Origin of the sequence: Nonomuraea solani, assembly GCF_900108335.1 — a bacterium.
Taxonomy (GTDB): domain Bacteria; phylum Actinomycetota; class Actinomycetes; order Streptosporangiales; family Streptosporangiaceae; genus Nonomuraea; species Nonomuraea solani.
Window position 1 is genome coordinate 32,741 of the sequence record NZ_FNVT01000015.1, and the last position, 13,077, is coordinate 45,817.

The window sequence follows — 13,077 nt, forward strand, 5'->3', positions numbered from 1 at the left end:
TATGACGCTCATCGCACGGCGACTCGCGGGCCACCTGGCCCGCGGGTTCGTCATGATCCTGGTCGTCGCGACGATCAGTTTCTTCATCGTCAACAACATCCCCGGCGACCCCATGGCGGCCCGCTACGAGAAGCTGGTCGAGCAGGGCATGGCCCCGGAGGCGGCCTCACAGGCCGTCAAGGTCCTGTACGGGTTCCAGCCGGACGGCTCGCTCTGGCAGCAGTACACCGAGTTCATCGGCGGCCTGCTCCGCTTCGACCTCGGCGTCTCCGTCAGCCGCCCCGGCACCCCGGTGCTGGACGTGCTCACCGAGGCCGCCAAGTGGACCGTGCTCCCGGTGCTGCTCGGCACGCTGCTCAGCTTCCTGGTCGGCATCATCCTCGGCGTGTACGCGGCCATCAAGCGCACCGGCAAGCTCGGCGACGCGCTGGCCATCTCCGGCTCGCTGCTGCACGGCATCCCGCAGTACGTGCTGGCCATGCTGCTCGTGGTGATCTTCGCGACGCTCATCCCGATCCTGCCGGCCGAGGGAACCGTGGACATCCTGTTCGAACCGGGCTGGAACGCCGGCTACCTCGGCTCGCTCGCCGAGCGCGCCGTGCTGCCGGTCGTCACGTACGCCCTGTCGGCCTACGGCGGCTGGATCCTGGCGATGAAGTCCAGCGTGGTCACCGTGCTCGGCGACGACTTCATCCTGGCCGCCGAGCTGCGCGGCATGAAGCGCTCGATCGTCTTCCGTTACATCGCCCGCAACGCGATCCTGCCGCTGTTCACCATGCTCGCCCTGTCTTTGGGCCTGCTGCTCGGCGGCGCGGTCTTCATCGAGAAGATCTTCAACTACCCGGGGCTCGGCTGGCTGCTCATCGGCAGCGTCCAGGACCGTGACTACGCGCTGATGAGCGGGGCGTTCCTGCTGATCACGGTCGCCACCATCATCGCCAACATCGTGGCCGACCTGTTCTACACGGTCATCGACCCGCGGGTGCGCAGCGGAGAGGAGGCCCGATGAGCGCCACGCTCATCCCGGAGGCGGGGGCGCCCGCCGGCGTCACCATGCGCAGGAACTTCTGGCGCGGCGTGTGGCGGGTGCTGCTGCGCAAGCCCAGCCGGATGGCCGGCGTGGTCATCATCATCGGCTTCGTCTTCATGGGCGTGTTCGGGCCGATGTTCTATCCCGACCACCTGCCCGACGACCCGAACGCGATCACCCAGCCGCCGAGCTGGGAGCACTGGTTCGGCACCGACCCGCAGGGCCGCGACGTGCTCGCGCTGGTCATCACCGGCTCGCGCTACGTGCTGCTCACCGCCGCCGTCACCGCGCTCATCACGGTCGTCGTCGGCACCGCGATCGGCCTGTTCTCCGGGTTCAAGCGCGGCCGCTGGGACACCGTGCTCATGCGGCTCACCGACATGAAGCTCACCATCCCCGGACTGCCGCTGCTCCTGGTGCTGGCGACCGTGTGGAAGTTCGGCAGCCCGCTGCAGATGGGCCTCGTGCTGGGGCTGCTCGGCTGGGGCGGCGTGGCGCGGGCCGTGCGCTCGCAGACGCTGTCGCTGCGCGAGCGCGGCTTCATCGAGGCGGCGCGCGGGCTCGGGCTGTCCACGAGGCACATCATCGGCAAGGAGCTGCTGCCGAGCATGGCGCCCTACATCGCGATGAACATGCTCATCGCGGTCACCGGCGCCGTCTATTCGCAGGTGGGGCTCTTCTTCCTGGGCGTGCTGCCGTACGAGTCGGACAACTGGGGCGTGATGCTCAACCTCGCCGTGTTCCAGGCGGGCGCCATGGTCACGCCGAACGCGCTCGGCTACCTGCTGGCGCCGCTGCTGGCCATCCTGCTGCTCACGCTCGGCATCGTGCTCGTGGTGGACGCCATGGACGAGATCTTCAACCCCCGGCTGCGCGAGGAGTGAGTGTGAGCGAGCAAGCGCCGGGAGTGCGCATCGGCGGCCTCACGGTCGTCTACAAGACCCCGGCGGGCGAACTGCCCGCCGTCAGAGACATCAGCCTGACGCTGGAGCCCGGCTCGATCACCGGCATCGTGGGCGAGTCCGGGTCGGGCAAGTCCACGCTGGCCCTGTCACTGCTCAACGCCGTCCAGCCGCCCGGCAGGATCGCGGCGGGCAGCGTCGAGATCGACGGGCTCGGCGACGTGGCGGGGCTCAAGGGCGAGGAGCTGCGCAAGGCGCGCGGCAAGCACATCGGGTACGTCTTCCAGGCCGCCCAGAACTCCCTCAACCCGCTCAAGACCGTCGGCAAGCAGCTTCTCGACCTGGGCCGCTCGCACGGCGTCGAGGACCTGCGCGGCCTGGTGCGCGAGGCCAAGGAGCTGCTCGGCCGGATGGGCCTGGACGGCACCCGGGTGCTCGACTCGCACCAGCACGAGCTGTCCGGCGGCATGCGCCAGCGGGTCGGCATCATGCTGGCGCTGGTGCTCAACGCCCACCTGGTGGTGCTGGACGAGCCGACCACCGCGCTCGACATGATCACCCAGGCCAACATCCTGAAGATCGTCCGCGAGGTGCACGCCGAGCGCGGCCTCACCACGCTGGTCATCACGCACGACATCGGCGTGGTGGCCGAGGTGGCCGACCGGCTGGCGGTCATGTACGGCGGCCGCCTGGTCGAACAGGGCCCCACCAGGGAGGTGCTCGGCTCGCCCCGGCACCCCTACACCCGGGGCCTGATCAGGGCCATCCCCCAGCTCGTCGGCGACATCGACGAGGCCCAGGCGCTGCCGGGCCGGCCGCCGACGCTGGCCACTGTGCCCAAGGAGGGCTGCGTGTTCAGGGAGCGCTGCCCGCTGCGCATGGACGTGTGCGACGACGTCGACCCCGAGGCCGTCTCGGACGGTCCCCGGGTCGTCGCCTGCCACGCCGTGAACGTCAAGGAGCACGCATGATCACCGGGACCGGCGTCGTCAAGACGTTCAAGCAGCGGGGCAAGGTGCTCGGCGCCCGTGAGGTGCGGGCGCTGCGGGGGGTGGACTTCGCGATCCCCAAGGGCGGCGCGGCCTCGTTCATCGGGGAGTCCGGGTGCGGGAAGACCACGCTGGGGCGGATCATCGCGGGGCTGGAGACGTACGACGAGGGTGAGATCGCCATCGACGGCGTGTCCTTGTCGTCGCTCAAGCCCAAGCAGCGCCAGCCGCACTTCCGCAAGATCCAGCTCATCCACCAGGACCCGTACTCGGCCCTGAACCCGACCAGGACCATCCACCAGACGCTGCACGCGCCGCTGAGCCTGCGGGCCGGGCAGACCGGGCGGTCGAAGGCGTGGATCGAGGAGCGGGCCGCCGAGGTGCTCTCGCTCGTCGGGCTGGACCCGGGCTCGGTGCTGGCGCGCTATCCGCACCAGTTGTCCGGCGGCATGCGGCAGCGGGTGGTCATCGCCCGCGCGCTGACCGTGGACCCGGAGATGCTGGTCGCCGACGAGGCCGTCTCGATGATCGACGTGTCGCTCCGGCTGGGCATCCTGGCGCTGCTGAAGGACCTGCGTGAGCGGCTCGGGGTCAGCGTGCTGTTCATCACGCACGACGTGGCCACGGCCCGCTACATCGGCGGCGACGGCGAGCTGTACGTCATCTACCGGGGCCAGGTCGTCGAGCGCGGCGCGGTGGACACGATCATCGCCGACCCCGTGCATCCGTACACGCAGTCGCTGCTGTCGGCCATCCCCGTGCTGCACGGGCTGGAGCAGCCGGGCGAGCAGCCCGTGACGCCGCTGGAGTCGCTGGACGAGAGCCAGGCCGACGAGGGCTGCCTGTTCGCCCGCCGCTGCCCGTTCCGGGGTGAGCGGTGCACGAGCGAGCGGCCGCTGCTGCAGATCACCGAGGGCGTGCCGCAGGAGCACGCGTGCTTCTATCCCGAGCGGCGCAGCGTGATCGCCCGCCCGATGAGCGAGGTGTGATGGGGCACGCCGTACGGTCCGCCGGGCTCACGGGACTCGCGGAGGCGGCCCGGGTCGCCGAGGCCGCGCTGACCCTGGACGCCGGGGAGGCCGCCGCGCTGGTCGGGCACCTGTCGCGGCCTCCGTCCGGGCGCACCTGGACGGCGCTGGCCACGGACGGCGGCGTGGTGATGGCGTCCCTGTCGGACAAGGATCCGGGCGTCGGCCACATCGACCTGCTCGCCGTGCACCCGTCGGCGCGGGAGCAGGGCCGGGGCCGGGCGCTGGTGCGGGCGGCCGAGGAGTGGCTGGCCGGGCAGGGCGCGCGGCAGGCCCGCTTCGCCGGGAACGCGCCGTGCTACGCCTGGCCGGGCATCGACGTGCGCTACACCGCCGCCGCCTGCCTGGCCGAGAGCCTGGGCTACGAGCGTTACCACGTGGCCTGGAACATGACGGCGGACCTGAGCGCGGACCTGTCCGTGACGGACGAGCCGGCCCGCCTGGAGCGGGCCGGGGTCGCGGTGGGCGCCGCCAGCGCCGACCGTGCACGCGTGGCCGCGTTCGTCGGGGAGCACTGGAACGAGCGGTGGGCCTGGGAGGCGGAGCACGCGGCCGGGCTGCACTACGCCGAGCGCGACGGCCACATCCTGGCCTTCGCGGCCTGGGGGGCGCGGCCCTCGTGGTTCGGGCCCATGGGCACCGCCCCGGAGGCGCGCGGGCTGGGCCTGGGCGGCGTGCTGCTGCGCAGGTGCCTGGCAGACCAGCGCGCCGCCGGACAGGCCGAGGCCCAGATCGGGTGGGTGGGGCCGTTGCGGTTCTACTCGCGCGCCGTGGGCGCGCGAGCCGAACGCGTCTTCTGGCTCTACCGGCGCGATCTGGCGTGATGTCACTCGTCGGTACGGTCTGCGCCCCCGTAGAGCAATCGTCCTTCCGGGCGTCCCGGCGGCGGGCACAGCTCGCGGGGGTCCCCGCCGGCCTCCAGGGTCGCGGTGAGGGTGCCGGAGCCCCACAGGTGGTCCATGAACAGGTCGGGGCCCCACCAGCGCAGGTCATCGGGGTAGAGGGTGCGGGCGACGTACAGCATCGACAGGCCCGTCAGCACGGGCCTGAAGGCGGCGCGGTCGTGCACGTGGAGCTGGACGCCGCGGACCGGGGTGCCGGCGTGCTTGTGGAACGTCGGCGTGAACCACGTCTCCCTGAACCGCACGCCCGGCAGGCCGAGCGCGGCCAGCGCCGGCGCGAATCCGGCGTCGGCGTAAGGGGCCCCGATGAGTTCGAACGGCCTGGTCGTGCCGCGTCCTTCGGAGAAGTTCGTGCCCTCGAACAGGCCGGTGCCGGGGTAGACCAGCGCGGTGTCCGGGGTCGGCATGTTGACCGACGGCATCACCCAGGGCAGGCCGGTCTCGGCGTACGTCATGTCGCGCCGCCAGCCCTCCATCTCGACCACGCTCAGGTCCACGTCGAACCCGAACAGCCGGGCCAGCTCCCCCGCCGTCCTGCCGTGCCGGACCGGCAGCGGGAAGCGGCCCACGAAGCTGGCGAAGGCCGGGTCGAGCGGCGGGCCCTCGGTGACGGTGCCGCCGAGCGGGTTCGGGCGGTCCAGCACCACGAACCGCAGGCCGAGCCGGGCGGCCGACTCCAGCAGGTCGTACATGGTCCAGACGTAGGTGTAGAAGCGGGTGCCCACGTCGGCGATGTCGAAGACCAGCGTGTCGACACCGGAGGCCGCGACGACCTTGTCGAGGGCCTCGCCGGAGAGCCCGTAGGTGTCGTACACCGGCAGCCCCGTCTTCTCGTCCACGGAGTCGCCCTCGCCGCCGGCCGCCTGGACGCTTCCGCGCAGGCCGTGTTCGGGGCCGAACAGGGCGGTCAGGCCCAGCCCCGCGGCCTGGAGCGCGTCCGGGGTGGGGGTCAGATCGGGCAGGACGCCGGTCGGGTTCGTGATGAGGCCGAGGCGGTGGCCGCCCGCGAGCGCAGGGTCCGTGGCCAGCCGTTCGGCGCCTGTTCGTACATGTGGCATGAACCCATTGTCTGAAAGATATTTACAAGAGAGAAGTAGAGGGTGGAAATTAGCGTCATGATTGATCCGCTTCCCGAGCTGTCCACCGAGCAGAGCGATCCCCGCTACAGCCAGATCGACCGGCTGCCGACGGAGCAGATCGCCCGATTGATGAACCAGGCCGACGCCGCCGTGCCGGCCGCCGTCGCGGCGGTCACCCCGGCGATCTCGGCCGCCATCGACGCGATCTCCGCCAGGATGGCGCAGGGCGGCCGGCTGCTGTACGTCGGCGCCGGCACGTCGGGACGGCTGGCCGTGCTGGACGCCAGCGAGTGCCCGCCCACGTTCGGCACCGATCCCTCGCTCGTGCAGGGGATCATCGCCGGTGGGCCTGACGCGCTCACCCGGTCCGTCGAGGGGGCGGAGGACGACGCCGAGGCCGGCGCCGCCGCGTTGAAGGACCTGGAGGTGGGACCGCTCGACTCGGTGGTGGGCGTGTCCGCCAGCGGGCGGGCCCCTTTCGTGCTGGGGGCGCTGGCGGAGGCGGCCGGTCGCGGCGCGCTCACGGCGGCGCTGTCGTGCAACGCGGGCGCGCCGCTGTCGGCCGCCGCCGAGCACGCCATCGAGGTCGTCGTCGGGCCCGAGGTGGTGACCGGTTCGACCAGGCTGAAGGCCGGCACGGCGCAGAAGCTCGTGTTGAACATGATCTCCACGATCTGCATGGTCAAGCTGGGCCGGACCTACGGTAACGAGATGATCGAGATGTCGGCCATGAACAGCAAGCTCGCCGGGCGGGCGCTGCGCATGGTCAGGGACATCACCGGCGCGGACCAGGACACGGCGGGGGCGGCACTGGACGCGTCGGGGGGCCAGACCAAGATCGCGGTGCTGATGATCCAGCACGGCCTCGACGCGGACGGGGCCCGCGCGCTGCTGGAGTCCCACGGCGAACGCCTCAACGACGCCCTGAGCGGCTGAGGGGGGCACTGGGCCGCCCGGTGTGCAGGGCCGTCCGGTGCGCAAGCACGCTCTGGTGAAGGGACCTGTGCCGTAACCGGCCGTGCACCCCCTTCGGCCGAGGGACCTGTGCGGAAATACGGGGGAGGTAGGGGAATGTCCGATCGCCTGGACGCGATCCTGGCGGACGGGGTGCTGCGCGTCTGCTCGGCCGCCGTCGCGCTGATCGCCGTGGACGGATCCGTGGCGGCCGAGTCGGTGGCGGGCGAGCTGGTCCGCTACACCGGCGCCCAGGGGGCCCTCGCGGCGGAACGCCCGCCGGCGCGCCGCGACTCGATCTTCGACCTCGCCTCGATCAGCAAGCTGTTCACCACGGCGGTGCTGCTGTCGCTGACCGAGGAGGGCGTGCTGGACCTGGACGAGCCGGTGGCCGGCCGCCTCCGTGGGAGCGATCCCAGGATCACGCCGCGCCATCTGCTCACCCACACGGCGGGCCTGACCCCGACCCGCCGCATCGACCTGGAGCTGCCGGAGTCGGACGCCGGCGAGCGGCTGGCCGCCATGGTGCGCACGCCGGTCACCCACCCGTTCGGCGGCCCGTACCTGTACAGCGACGTCGGCATGGTCATGGCGGGCCACCTGGCCGAACTGGCCGGCGGCGCGCCCCTGGACGTCCTGGTCCGCGCCCGCGTCACGGAGCCGCTCGCCCTCACGGACACCGGCTACCGCCCTCCCACGCACACGCGGGTCGCCGCGACCGAGTGGAAGCCCGAGCGCGCCGGGCCCGGGTGCGTGCGCGGCGAGGTGCACGACGAGACCGCGTACGCGCTGGGCGGCGTGGCCGGCCACGCCGGGGTGTTCGCCACGGCCGGCGACCTGCTGGCCTTCGGCGAGGCGCTGCGGCGCGGCGGCGGCCCCGTGCTGCGGCCGGAGAGCGTGGCCGAAATGACGCGCGACCAGGGCGCCGGGGGCGCGCCCTTCCGGCACGGCCTGGGCGTCCGGATCGGCGACCCGGCCACCGTGGGCCCCCTGGAGGCGGCGTACGGCCACTCGGGCTTCACCGGCACCTCGCTCGTCATCGACCCCGCCCGCCGCCTGACCGTGGTGCTCCTGACGAACGCCGTCCACCCCGTACGGGGCCGCGACGGCATCCGCGAATTGCGCCATTCCGTCGCCGCCGAAGCCCTGCGCCTGGCTGACCTCGCTTCCTGACAGGAAGTAATTGGTAGACCACAAATCGTGTATTGATCTGCCCGAAATGCTGTGGAAAGGTACCTGCGTGACGGCTGGGAACAATGGGACGTCTCACAGGCTCTTCCATCAGAAGGGCCGCGGGGAAAAATGAGCGAACCTCCTTCGTCCCAAAAAAACCGCTTTATCCAGCGATTTGCTGGAATGGGTAGATTTGGCATGGTCTGGTCGGGCCAGGTCATCACGCTGGTCGGAAATTCGGTTCTCCGCTTTTCCCTCATCATCCAGGCGTGGACCGTCGACCATCAGGCCACCCAGGTCGTGGCGCTGTCGTTATGCGCGCTGCTGCCCCAGGTGCTGCTGAGCCCCACCGCGGGCGCGCTCGTGGACCGGCTCCGTAAGCGCACCGCCCTGCAGCTCGCCGACCTCGGCGGCCTCGTGGCCGTGGGCGCCATGACGGCCGTCTACTTCCTCGGCGACCTGCACCTCTGGCTGGTCTACGTCACCGTCGCGCTGCTCGGCGCGGCCGCCGCGTTCCAGTACCCCGCCCTGTCGTCGGCCGTGCCGCTGCTGGTGGACAAGGAGCAGCTCCAGCGCGCCAACGGGCTGCTGGCCACCGCCAAGAGCGTCGCCGACGTGGGCGGTCCCGCCCTGGCCGGGCTGCTCGTGGTGACCGGCGGGCTGGGCGCGGTGCTCTGGGTCGACCTGGTGAGCTTCGCCGTCGCGCTGCTGACCGTGCGCATCGTGCGCATGGACGGCGACAGCCCCGGCGAGGCCGGAACCCGCAAACGGCTCGGCGCCGACTCCCTCGAAGGACTGCGCTACCTGTTCGGCCACCCCGGCCTGCGCGGCCTGATCCTGGTGTTCTTCACGGTCAACCTGGTGATGGTGTTCGGCTTCGCCGTGGTGCAGCCGATGATCCTGGCCAGGACCGGCAGCGACGTCTCCGCGCTGGCCGGCGTGAACGCCGGGATCGGCGTCGGCGGCATCGCGGGCGGGCTGCTGCTGGCCGCCTGGGGCGGGCCGAAGAACCGGGTGCGCGGCATGATGCTGGGCGTCGTCGGCATGTGCGTGAGCGCGCAGATCGTGATGTCCATGGTGCACGGCGTCGTCGCCTGGACCGCCGCCATCCTGGTCGGGGCGCTGATCATGCCGATCGTGAACGGCACGCTCCAGTCGATCATCCAGACCAAGGTGCCGAAGGAGCGGCAGGGGCGCGTCTTCGGGGCGGTCCTGTTCGTCTCGCAGATCTCCTCACCGCTGGCGATGGCCTGCTCAGGGCCGCTCGCCGACCACGTCTTCGAGCCGCAGGCGGCCGCGGGCACGGGCCTGGCGGGGCTGTTGCGGCCGTTCGTCGGCACCGGGCCCGGCAGTGGCATGGCGGCGATGCTGCTGATCGCCGGCCTGCTGGGATCAGGGGCCGCCCTGTGGGGGCTGGCCCGCCGCGCCATACGCCATATCGACGTGCTGACGCCCGACCTCGAGAAGCAACCCGCGAAAGGCTGACATGACCACCAACCCCTTCGAGGACGAGAACGGCGCCTACCTGGTGCTGGTGAACGACGAGAACCAGCACTCGCTCTGGCCGGCCGGCATCGACGTGCCCGCGGGCTGGCGGGTGGCGCTGGACTCCAGCCCCCGGGCGGAGTGCCTGGCCTACATCGAGACGCACTGGACGGACATGCGGCCCGCGAGCCTCGCGTGAGCGGGCGGGTTCATGAGCTGTTCGCGGCGCAGGCGGCCCGCACTCCCGGCACGACGGCCCTGGTCTGCGGCGCGGAGCGGCTGACGTACGCCGAGCTCGACGCGCGCTCCTCGGCCCTGGCGCACGATCTCGCGGGCGTGGCGGGCGGGGTCGTCGGGGTGCGCATGGAGCGCGGCACCGGTCTCGTGATCGCGCTGCTGGCCGTGCTGAAGGCCGGCGCCGGGTACATGGTGCTCGACCCCGAGTTCCCCGACGAGCGGCTGCGCGGCATGGTGTCCGACACGGGCGCCGCCGCGGTGCTCTCCCCCGAGGGCGTCGAACGCCTCCAGGACGCGGCCCGGCACGACGGGGTGGCGTGCGTCATGTTCACCTCCGGCTCCACCGGCCGGCCCAAGGGCGTCGCCGCGCCGCACCTGGCGATCACCGCCACGGTGACGGGGCAGGCGTACGTACCGTTCGAGGCGGTGTGGCTGCAGTGCTCGCCGGTGTCGTGGGACGCGTTCGCGCTGGAGCTGTGGGGGCCGCTGCTGTCGGGCGGGACGTGCGTGCTCTACCCGGGACGGCGGCCCGACCCGGTGGTGCTGGCCCGGCTGATCGCCGAGCACGGCGTGACCAGCATGTACCTGTCGAGCAGCCTGTTCAACGTGCTCGTGGACGAGTGCCCGGACGCGCTGGCCGGCGTACGCGACCTGATCGTCGGCGGCGAGGCGCTGTCGCCCGCGCACGTCGCGCGGGCCCTGGCCCGGCACGCCGAGCTGCGGGTGAGCAACGGCTACGGACCGGTCGAGGGCATGGTCTTCCTGACCACCCACCCGGTGACCGCGACCGACGGCCCCATCCCCATCGGCGCGCCGCTGCGGGGCAAACACGTCCGCGTGCTCGACGCGCGCTTACGGCCGGTGGCGGACGGGGAGGCCGGCGAACTGTACGCGACCGGCGCCGGACTGGCCCTGGGATACGTCGGGCGCCCCGGCCTGACGGCGGAGCGGTTCGTGGCGGATCCCTTCGGGGCTCCTGGTGAGCGGATGTACCGGACGGGCGACCTGGTCAGGGCCTCCGGCGGCGTGCTGGAGTTCGTGGGCCGGGCGGACGAGCAGGTCAAGGTGCGCGGCTTCCGGATCGAGCCGGCGGAGGTCGAGGCCGTCCTGGCCCGGCACCCCTCGGTGGGCCGGGCCTGTGTGATCGCCAGGGAGGACCTCCCGGGCGAGCGGCGGCTGGTCGCCTATGTGGTGCCGCGCCAGGGTGAGACGGCCGAGGGCGAGACGCTCAGGGGCCATATGGCGGCCGTGCTGCCCGACTTCATGGTGCCGTCGGCGTTCGTGGTGCTGGACGCGCTGCCGCTGACCGGCACCGGCAAGCTGGACCGGGCGGCGCTGCCCGCGCCCTCCTACGGGAGCGCCGGTTCCGCCGCGCCGCGCGGCGCGGTCGAGCAGGCGCTGTGCGAGCTGTTCGCCGAGGTGCTGCGGGTGCCCGCGGTCGGCGTGGACGACGACTTCTTCGCGCTGGGCGGCGACTCGCTGACCGTGGCCCGGCTGCTCAGCAGGATCCACGCCGAGCTGGGCGCGCAGGTCGGCGTCAGGGCGCTGTTCGAGACGCCCACGGTGGCGGGGATCGCCGAGCACGTGAAGCCCCAGGCCCCTGGCGCCGGAGCGCAGGCGCCGGCCGCCGAAAGACGCGCCGGCGGGATGCCGTTGTCGTTCGCGCAGCGGCGGCTGTGGTTCCTCGACCGCATCGACGCGGGCGCGGCCTACAACATGCCCATGCTGGTCCGGCTCAGCGGGCCCGTGGACGCGGACGCCCTGCGCGGGGCGCTCGAAGACGTCGTGGCCAGGCACGAGGCGCTGCGGACGGTGTTCACCGTGCACGACGGCGAGCCCGGTCAGGTCGTGGTGCCGGCCGGCGAGGCCAGGCCCGGGTTCGCCGCCGTCGAGGTGCCGGCTGGCGAGCTGGACGCGCGGGTGGCCGAGGCGGCGCGGCACCGGTTCGACCTGGCGGCCGAGCTGCCGATCCACTCCGTGCTGTTCACCACCGGGTCGGACGAGCACGCGCTGCTGCTGGTCATGCATCACATCGCCACCGACGGATGGTCGCTGCCGCCGTTCATGCGGGACCTGTCGCGGGCCTACCGGGCGCGGCTCGACGGCGTGCCCGTCGCGTGGCCGTCCCTTCCGATCGGGTACGCCGAGTACGCGGCGCTGCACCGGGAACGGGTGGACGCCGTCGCCGAAACCGAGCTGGCGTACTGGCGCAAGACCCTGGACCGGCTGCCCGAGCGGCTGGCCCTGCCCCGGGGCAGGCCGGGCACCGAGACGGCCGGCGCGGCCGGGACGGTGGTCCGGCACGTCGGGGCCGGGTTGCACGCGCGGCTGGCCGAGCTGGGCCGGCGGCGCGGGGCGACGCTGTTCATGGTGTTACAGGCCGGGCTCGCCGTGGTGCTCGGCAAGGCGGGCGCGGGCACCGACCTGCCCATCGGCGCGCCCGTCGCGGGACGTTCCACCGGCCCGGTGGACGATCTCGTCGGGTTCTTCGTCAACCTGCTCGTGCTCAGGACCGACCTGTCGGGCGATCCGGCCCTCGGGGAGCTGGTCTCGCGGGTCCGTGAGACGGATCTGGAGGCGTTCTCGCACCAGGAGGTGCCCTTCGAGCGGGTCGTGCAGGAGCTGAACCCGGTCCGGCGGCCGGGGCGGCATCCGCTGGTGGACGTGGTGCTGGCGCTGCAGAACAACCTGCGGGCCGAGCTGGCGCTGCCCGGGGTCGAGTCGCGGGTCGAGGTGGTCAGGACCGGCTCGGCCCGGTTCGAGCTGCTGGTGGACGTGACGGACGACTACGGTCCCGGGGGCGCGCCCGCCGGCATCGCGGTGACCCTCGAATACCGTCTCGACGCCTTCGGCCGGCCGGTGATGGAGTGGCTGGCCGACGCCCTGGTAACGGTCCTGGAGGTCATGGCCGCCACGCCGGACGCTCGGGTGTCGGCGGTCGTGCTGCCGGAGGCGCCGGCGGTGCCGCTGGTGCCCGAGGAGCAGGTCATGACATCGGGCGAAAAAGCGCCCTCCGAACTCGAACGAAAGATCGCGGACGTGTGGGCCGAGGTGCTCGGCGTCCCCCGGGTCGGGGCCGAGGACGGCTTCTTCGCCCTGGGCGGGAACTCACTGGCGGCCGTGCGGGTCGCGGCCCGGCTGACCGCTCAAGGGCTGCCGGTGACCACCTCCCAGCTCTTCGCCACTCCCACGGTCGGCGAGCTGGCCGCCGCGCTGGACGGGGCCACCGCCCGGACTGAGCCCGCCATCGCCCGGCTGCCCCGAACCCCCCGCACCCGTACCAGTTGAGGAGCACGTC

Annotated in this window: 11 protein-coding genes; 10 read left to right on the forward strand and 1 reads right to left on the reverse strand. The window is 72.4% G+C overall.

Annotated features, from left to right (window positions below; translation table 11 throughout):
• Nucleotide 1: 1 nt before the first annotated feature.
• Genes C4V41_RS40020 through C4V41_RS40040 form a run of 5 tightly spaced genes read left to right on the forward strand, consistent with a single transcriptional unit; the run spans nt 2 to nt 4,773 of the window.
• Complete coding sequence (locus C4V41_RS40020; RefSeq protein WP_103961232.1) at nt 2-1,009, forward strand: ABC transporter permease; 1,008 nt, start codon at nt 2-4, stop codon at nt 1,007-1,009.
• Nucleotides 1,006-1,914 carry an ABC transporter permease gene (locus C4V41_RS40025; protein ID WP_103961233.1) on the forward strand — a complete coding sequence of 303 codons (909 nt, stop codon included), beginning with the start codon at nt 1,006-1,008 and terminating at the stop codon, nt 1,912-1,914. The genes C4V41_RS40020 and C4V41_RS40025 overlap by 4 nt, the downstream gene beginning before the upstream one ends.
• A gap of 2 nt (nt 1,915-1,916) precedes the next feature.
• On the forward strand, nt 1,917-2,903 hold the full coding sequence (locus C4V41_RS40030) for an ABC transporter ATP-binding protein (protein WP_235030677.1): 987 nt from the start codon (nt 1,917-1,919) through the stop codon (nt 2,901-2,903).
• Nucleotides 2,900-3,910 carry an ABC transporter ATP-binding protein gene (locus C4V41_RS40035; protein WP_103961235.1) on the forward strand — a complete coding sequence of 337 codons (1,011 nt, stop codon included), beginning with the start codon at nt 2,900-2,902 and terminating at the stop codon, nt 3,908-3,910. The genes C4V41_RS40030 and C4V41_RS40035 overlap by 4 nt, the downstream gene beginning before the upstream one ends.
• Nucleotides 3,910-4,773: a GNAT family N-acetyltransferase gene (locus tag C4V41_RS40040; RefSeq protein ID WP_103961236.1), complete on the forward strand. Its 864-nt coding sequence runs from the start codon at nt 3,910-3,912 to the stop codon at nt 4,771-4,773. The genes C4V41_RS40035 and C4V41_RS40040 overlap by 1 nt, the downstream gene beginning before the upstream one ends.
• A 2-nt stretch (nt 4,774-4,775) precedes the next feature.
• Here C4V41_RS40040 and C4V41_RS40045 read toward each other — a convergent pair whose 3' ends face one another.
• Nucleotides 4,776-5,909 carry an exo-beta-N-acetylmuramidase NamZ family protein gene (locus C4V41_RS40045; protein WP_103961237.1) on the reverse strand — a complete coding sequence of 378 codons (1,134 nt, stop codon included), beginning with the start codon at nt 5,907-5,909 and terminating at the stop codon, nt 4,776-4,778.
• 57 nt (nt 5,910-5,966) lie between these two features.
• On the opposite strand from C4V41_RS40045, the gene murQ reads away from it, so the two are divergent.
• The 5 genes from murQ (at nt 5,967) to C4V41_RS40070 (ending at nt 13,067) form a co-directional block, all read left to right on the forward strand.
• A complete protein-coding gene (murQ, locus tag C4V41_RS40050; RefSeq protein WP_103961238.1) occupies nt 5,967-6,866 on the forward strand; it encodes an N-acetylmuramic acid 6-phosphate etherase in 900 nt (299 codons plus the stop codon).
• Between the two features lie 135 nt (nt 6,867-7,001).
• Nucleotides 7,002-8,057, forward strand: a complete 1,056-nt coding sequence (locus C4V41_RS40055; RefSeq protein WP_235030678.1) for a serine hydrolase domain-containing protein — start codon at nt 7,002-7,004, stop codon at nt 8,055-8,057.
• 198 nt (nt 8,058-8,255) lie between these two features.
• The gene (locus tag C4V41_RS40060; RefSeq protein WP_160150549.1) at nt 8,256-9,542 is read left to right on the forward strand and encodes an MFS transporter; all 1,287 of its coding nucleotides are present in this window, start codon (nt 8,256-8,258) and stop codon (nt 9,540-9,542) included.
• Nucleotide 9,543: 1 nt separating this feature from the next.
• Nucleotides 9,544-9,741 (forward strand): MbtH family protein, encoded by a 198-nt coding sequence (locus C4V41_RS40065; RefSeq protein ID WP_103961240.1) that lies wholly within the window; start codon nt 9,544-9,546, stop codon nt 9,739-9,741.
• A complete protein-coding gene (locus tag C4V41_RS40070; protein ID WP_146103956.1) occupies nt 9,738-13,067 on the forward strand; it encodes a condensation domain-containing protein in 3,330 nt (1,109 codons plus the stop codon). The genes C4V41_RS40065 and C4V41_RS40070 overlap by 4 nt, the downstream gene beginning before the upstream one ends.
• The last annotated feature ends 10 nt before the right edge of the window (nt 13,068-13,077 follow it).

What these genes read in the sequence shown, in the direction of transcription:
- C4V41_RS40020 (WP_103961232.1), top strand. Translation starts at nt 2, where the DNA reads ATGACGCTCATCGCACGGCGACTCGCGGGCCACCTGGCCCGCGGGTTC.
- C4V41_RS40025 (WP_103961233.1), top strand. Translation starts at nt 1,006, where the DNA reads ATGAGCGCCACGCTCATCCCGGAGGCGGGGGCGCCCGCCGGCGTCACC.
- C4V41_RS40035 (WP_103961235.1), top strand. Translation starts at nt 2,900, where the DNA reads ATGATCACCGGGACCGGCGTCGTCAAGACGTTCAAGCAGCGGGGCAAG.
- C4V41_RS40040 (WP_103961236.1), top strand. Translation starts at nt 3,910, where the DNA reads ATGGGGCACGCCGTACGGTCCGCCGGGCTCACGGGACTCGCGGAGGCG.
- C4V41_RS40045 (WP_103961237.1), bottom strand. Translation starts at nt 5,909, where the DNA reads ATGCCACATGTACGAACAGGCGCCGAACGGCTGGCCACGGACCCTGCG.
- murQ (WP_103961238.1), top strand. Translation starts at nt 5,967, where the DNA reads ATGATTGATCCGCTTCCCGAGCTGTCCACCGAGCAGAGCGATCCCCGC.
- C4V41_RS40055 (WP_235030678.1), top strand. Translation starts at nt 7,002, where the DNA reads ATGTCCGATCGCCTGGACGCGATCCTGGCGGACGGGGTGCTGCGCGTC.
- C4V41_RS40060 (WP_160150549.1), top strand. Translation starts at nt 8,256, where the DNA reads ATGGTCTGGTCGGGCCAGGTCATCACGCTGGTCGGAAATTCGGTTCTC.
- C4V41_RS40065 (WP_103961240.1), top strand. Translation starts at nt 9,544, where the DNA reads ATGACCACCAACCCCTTCGAGGACGAGAACGGCGCCTACCTGGTGCTG.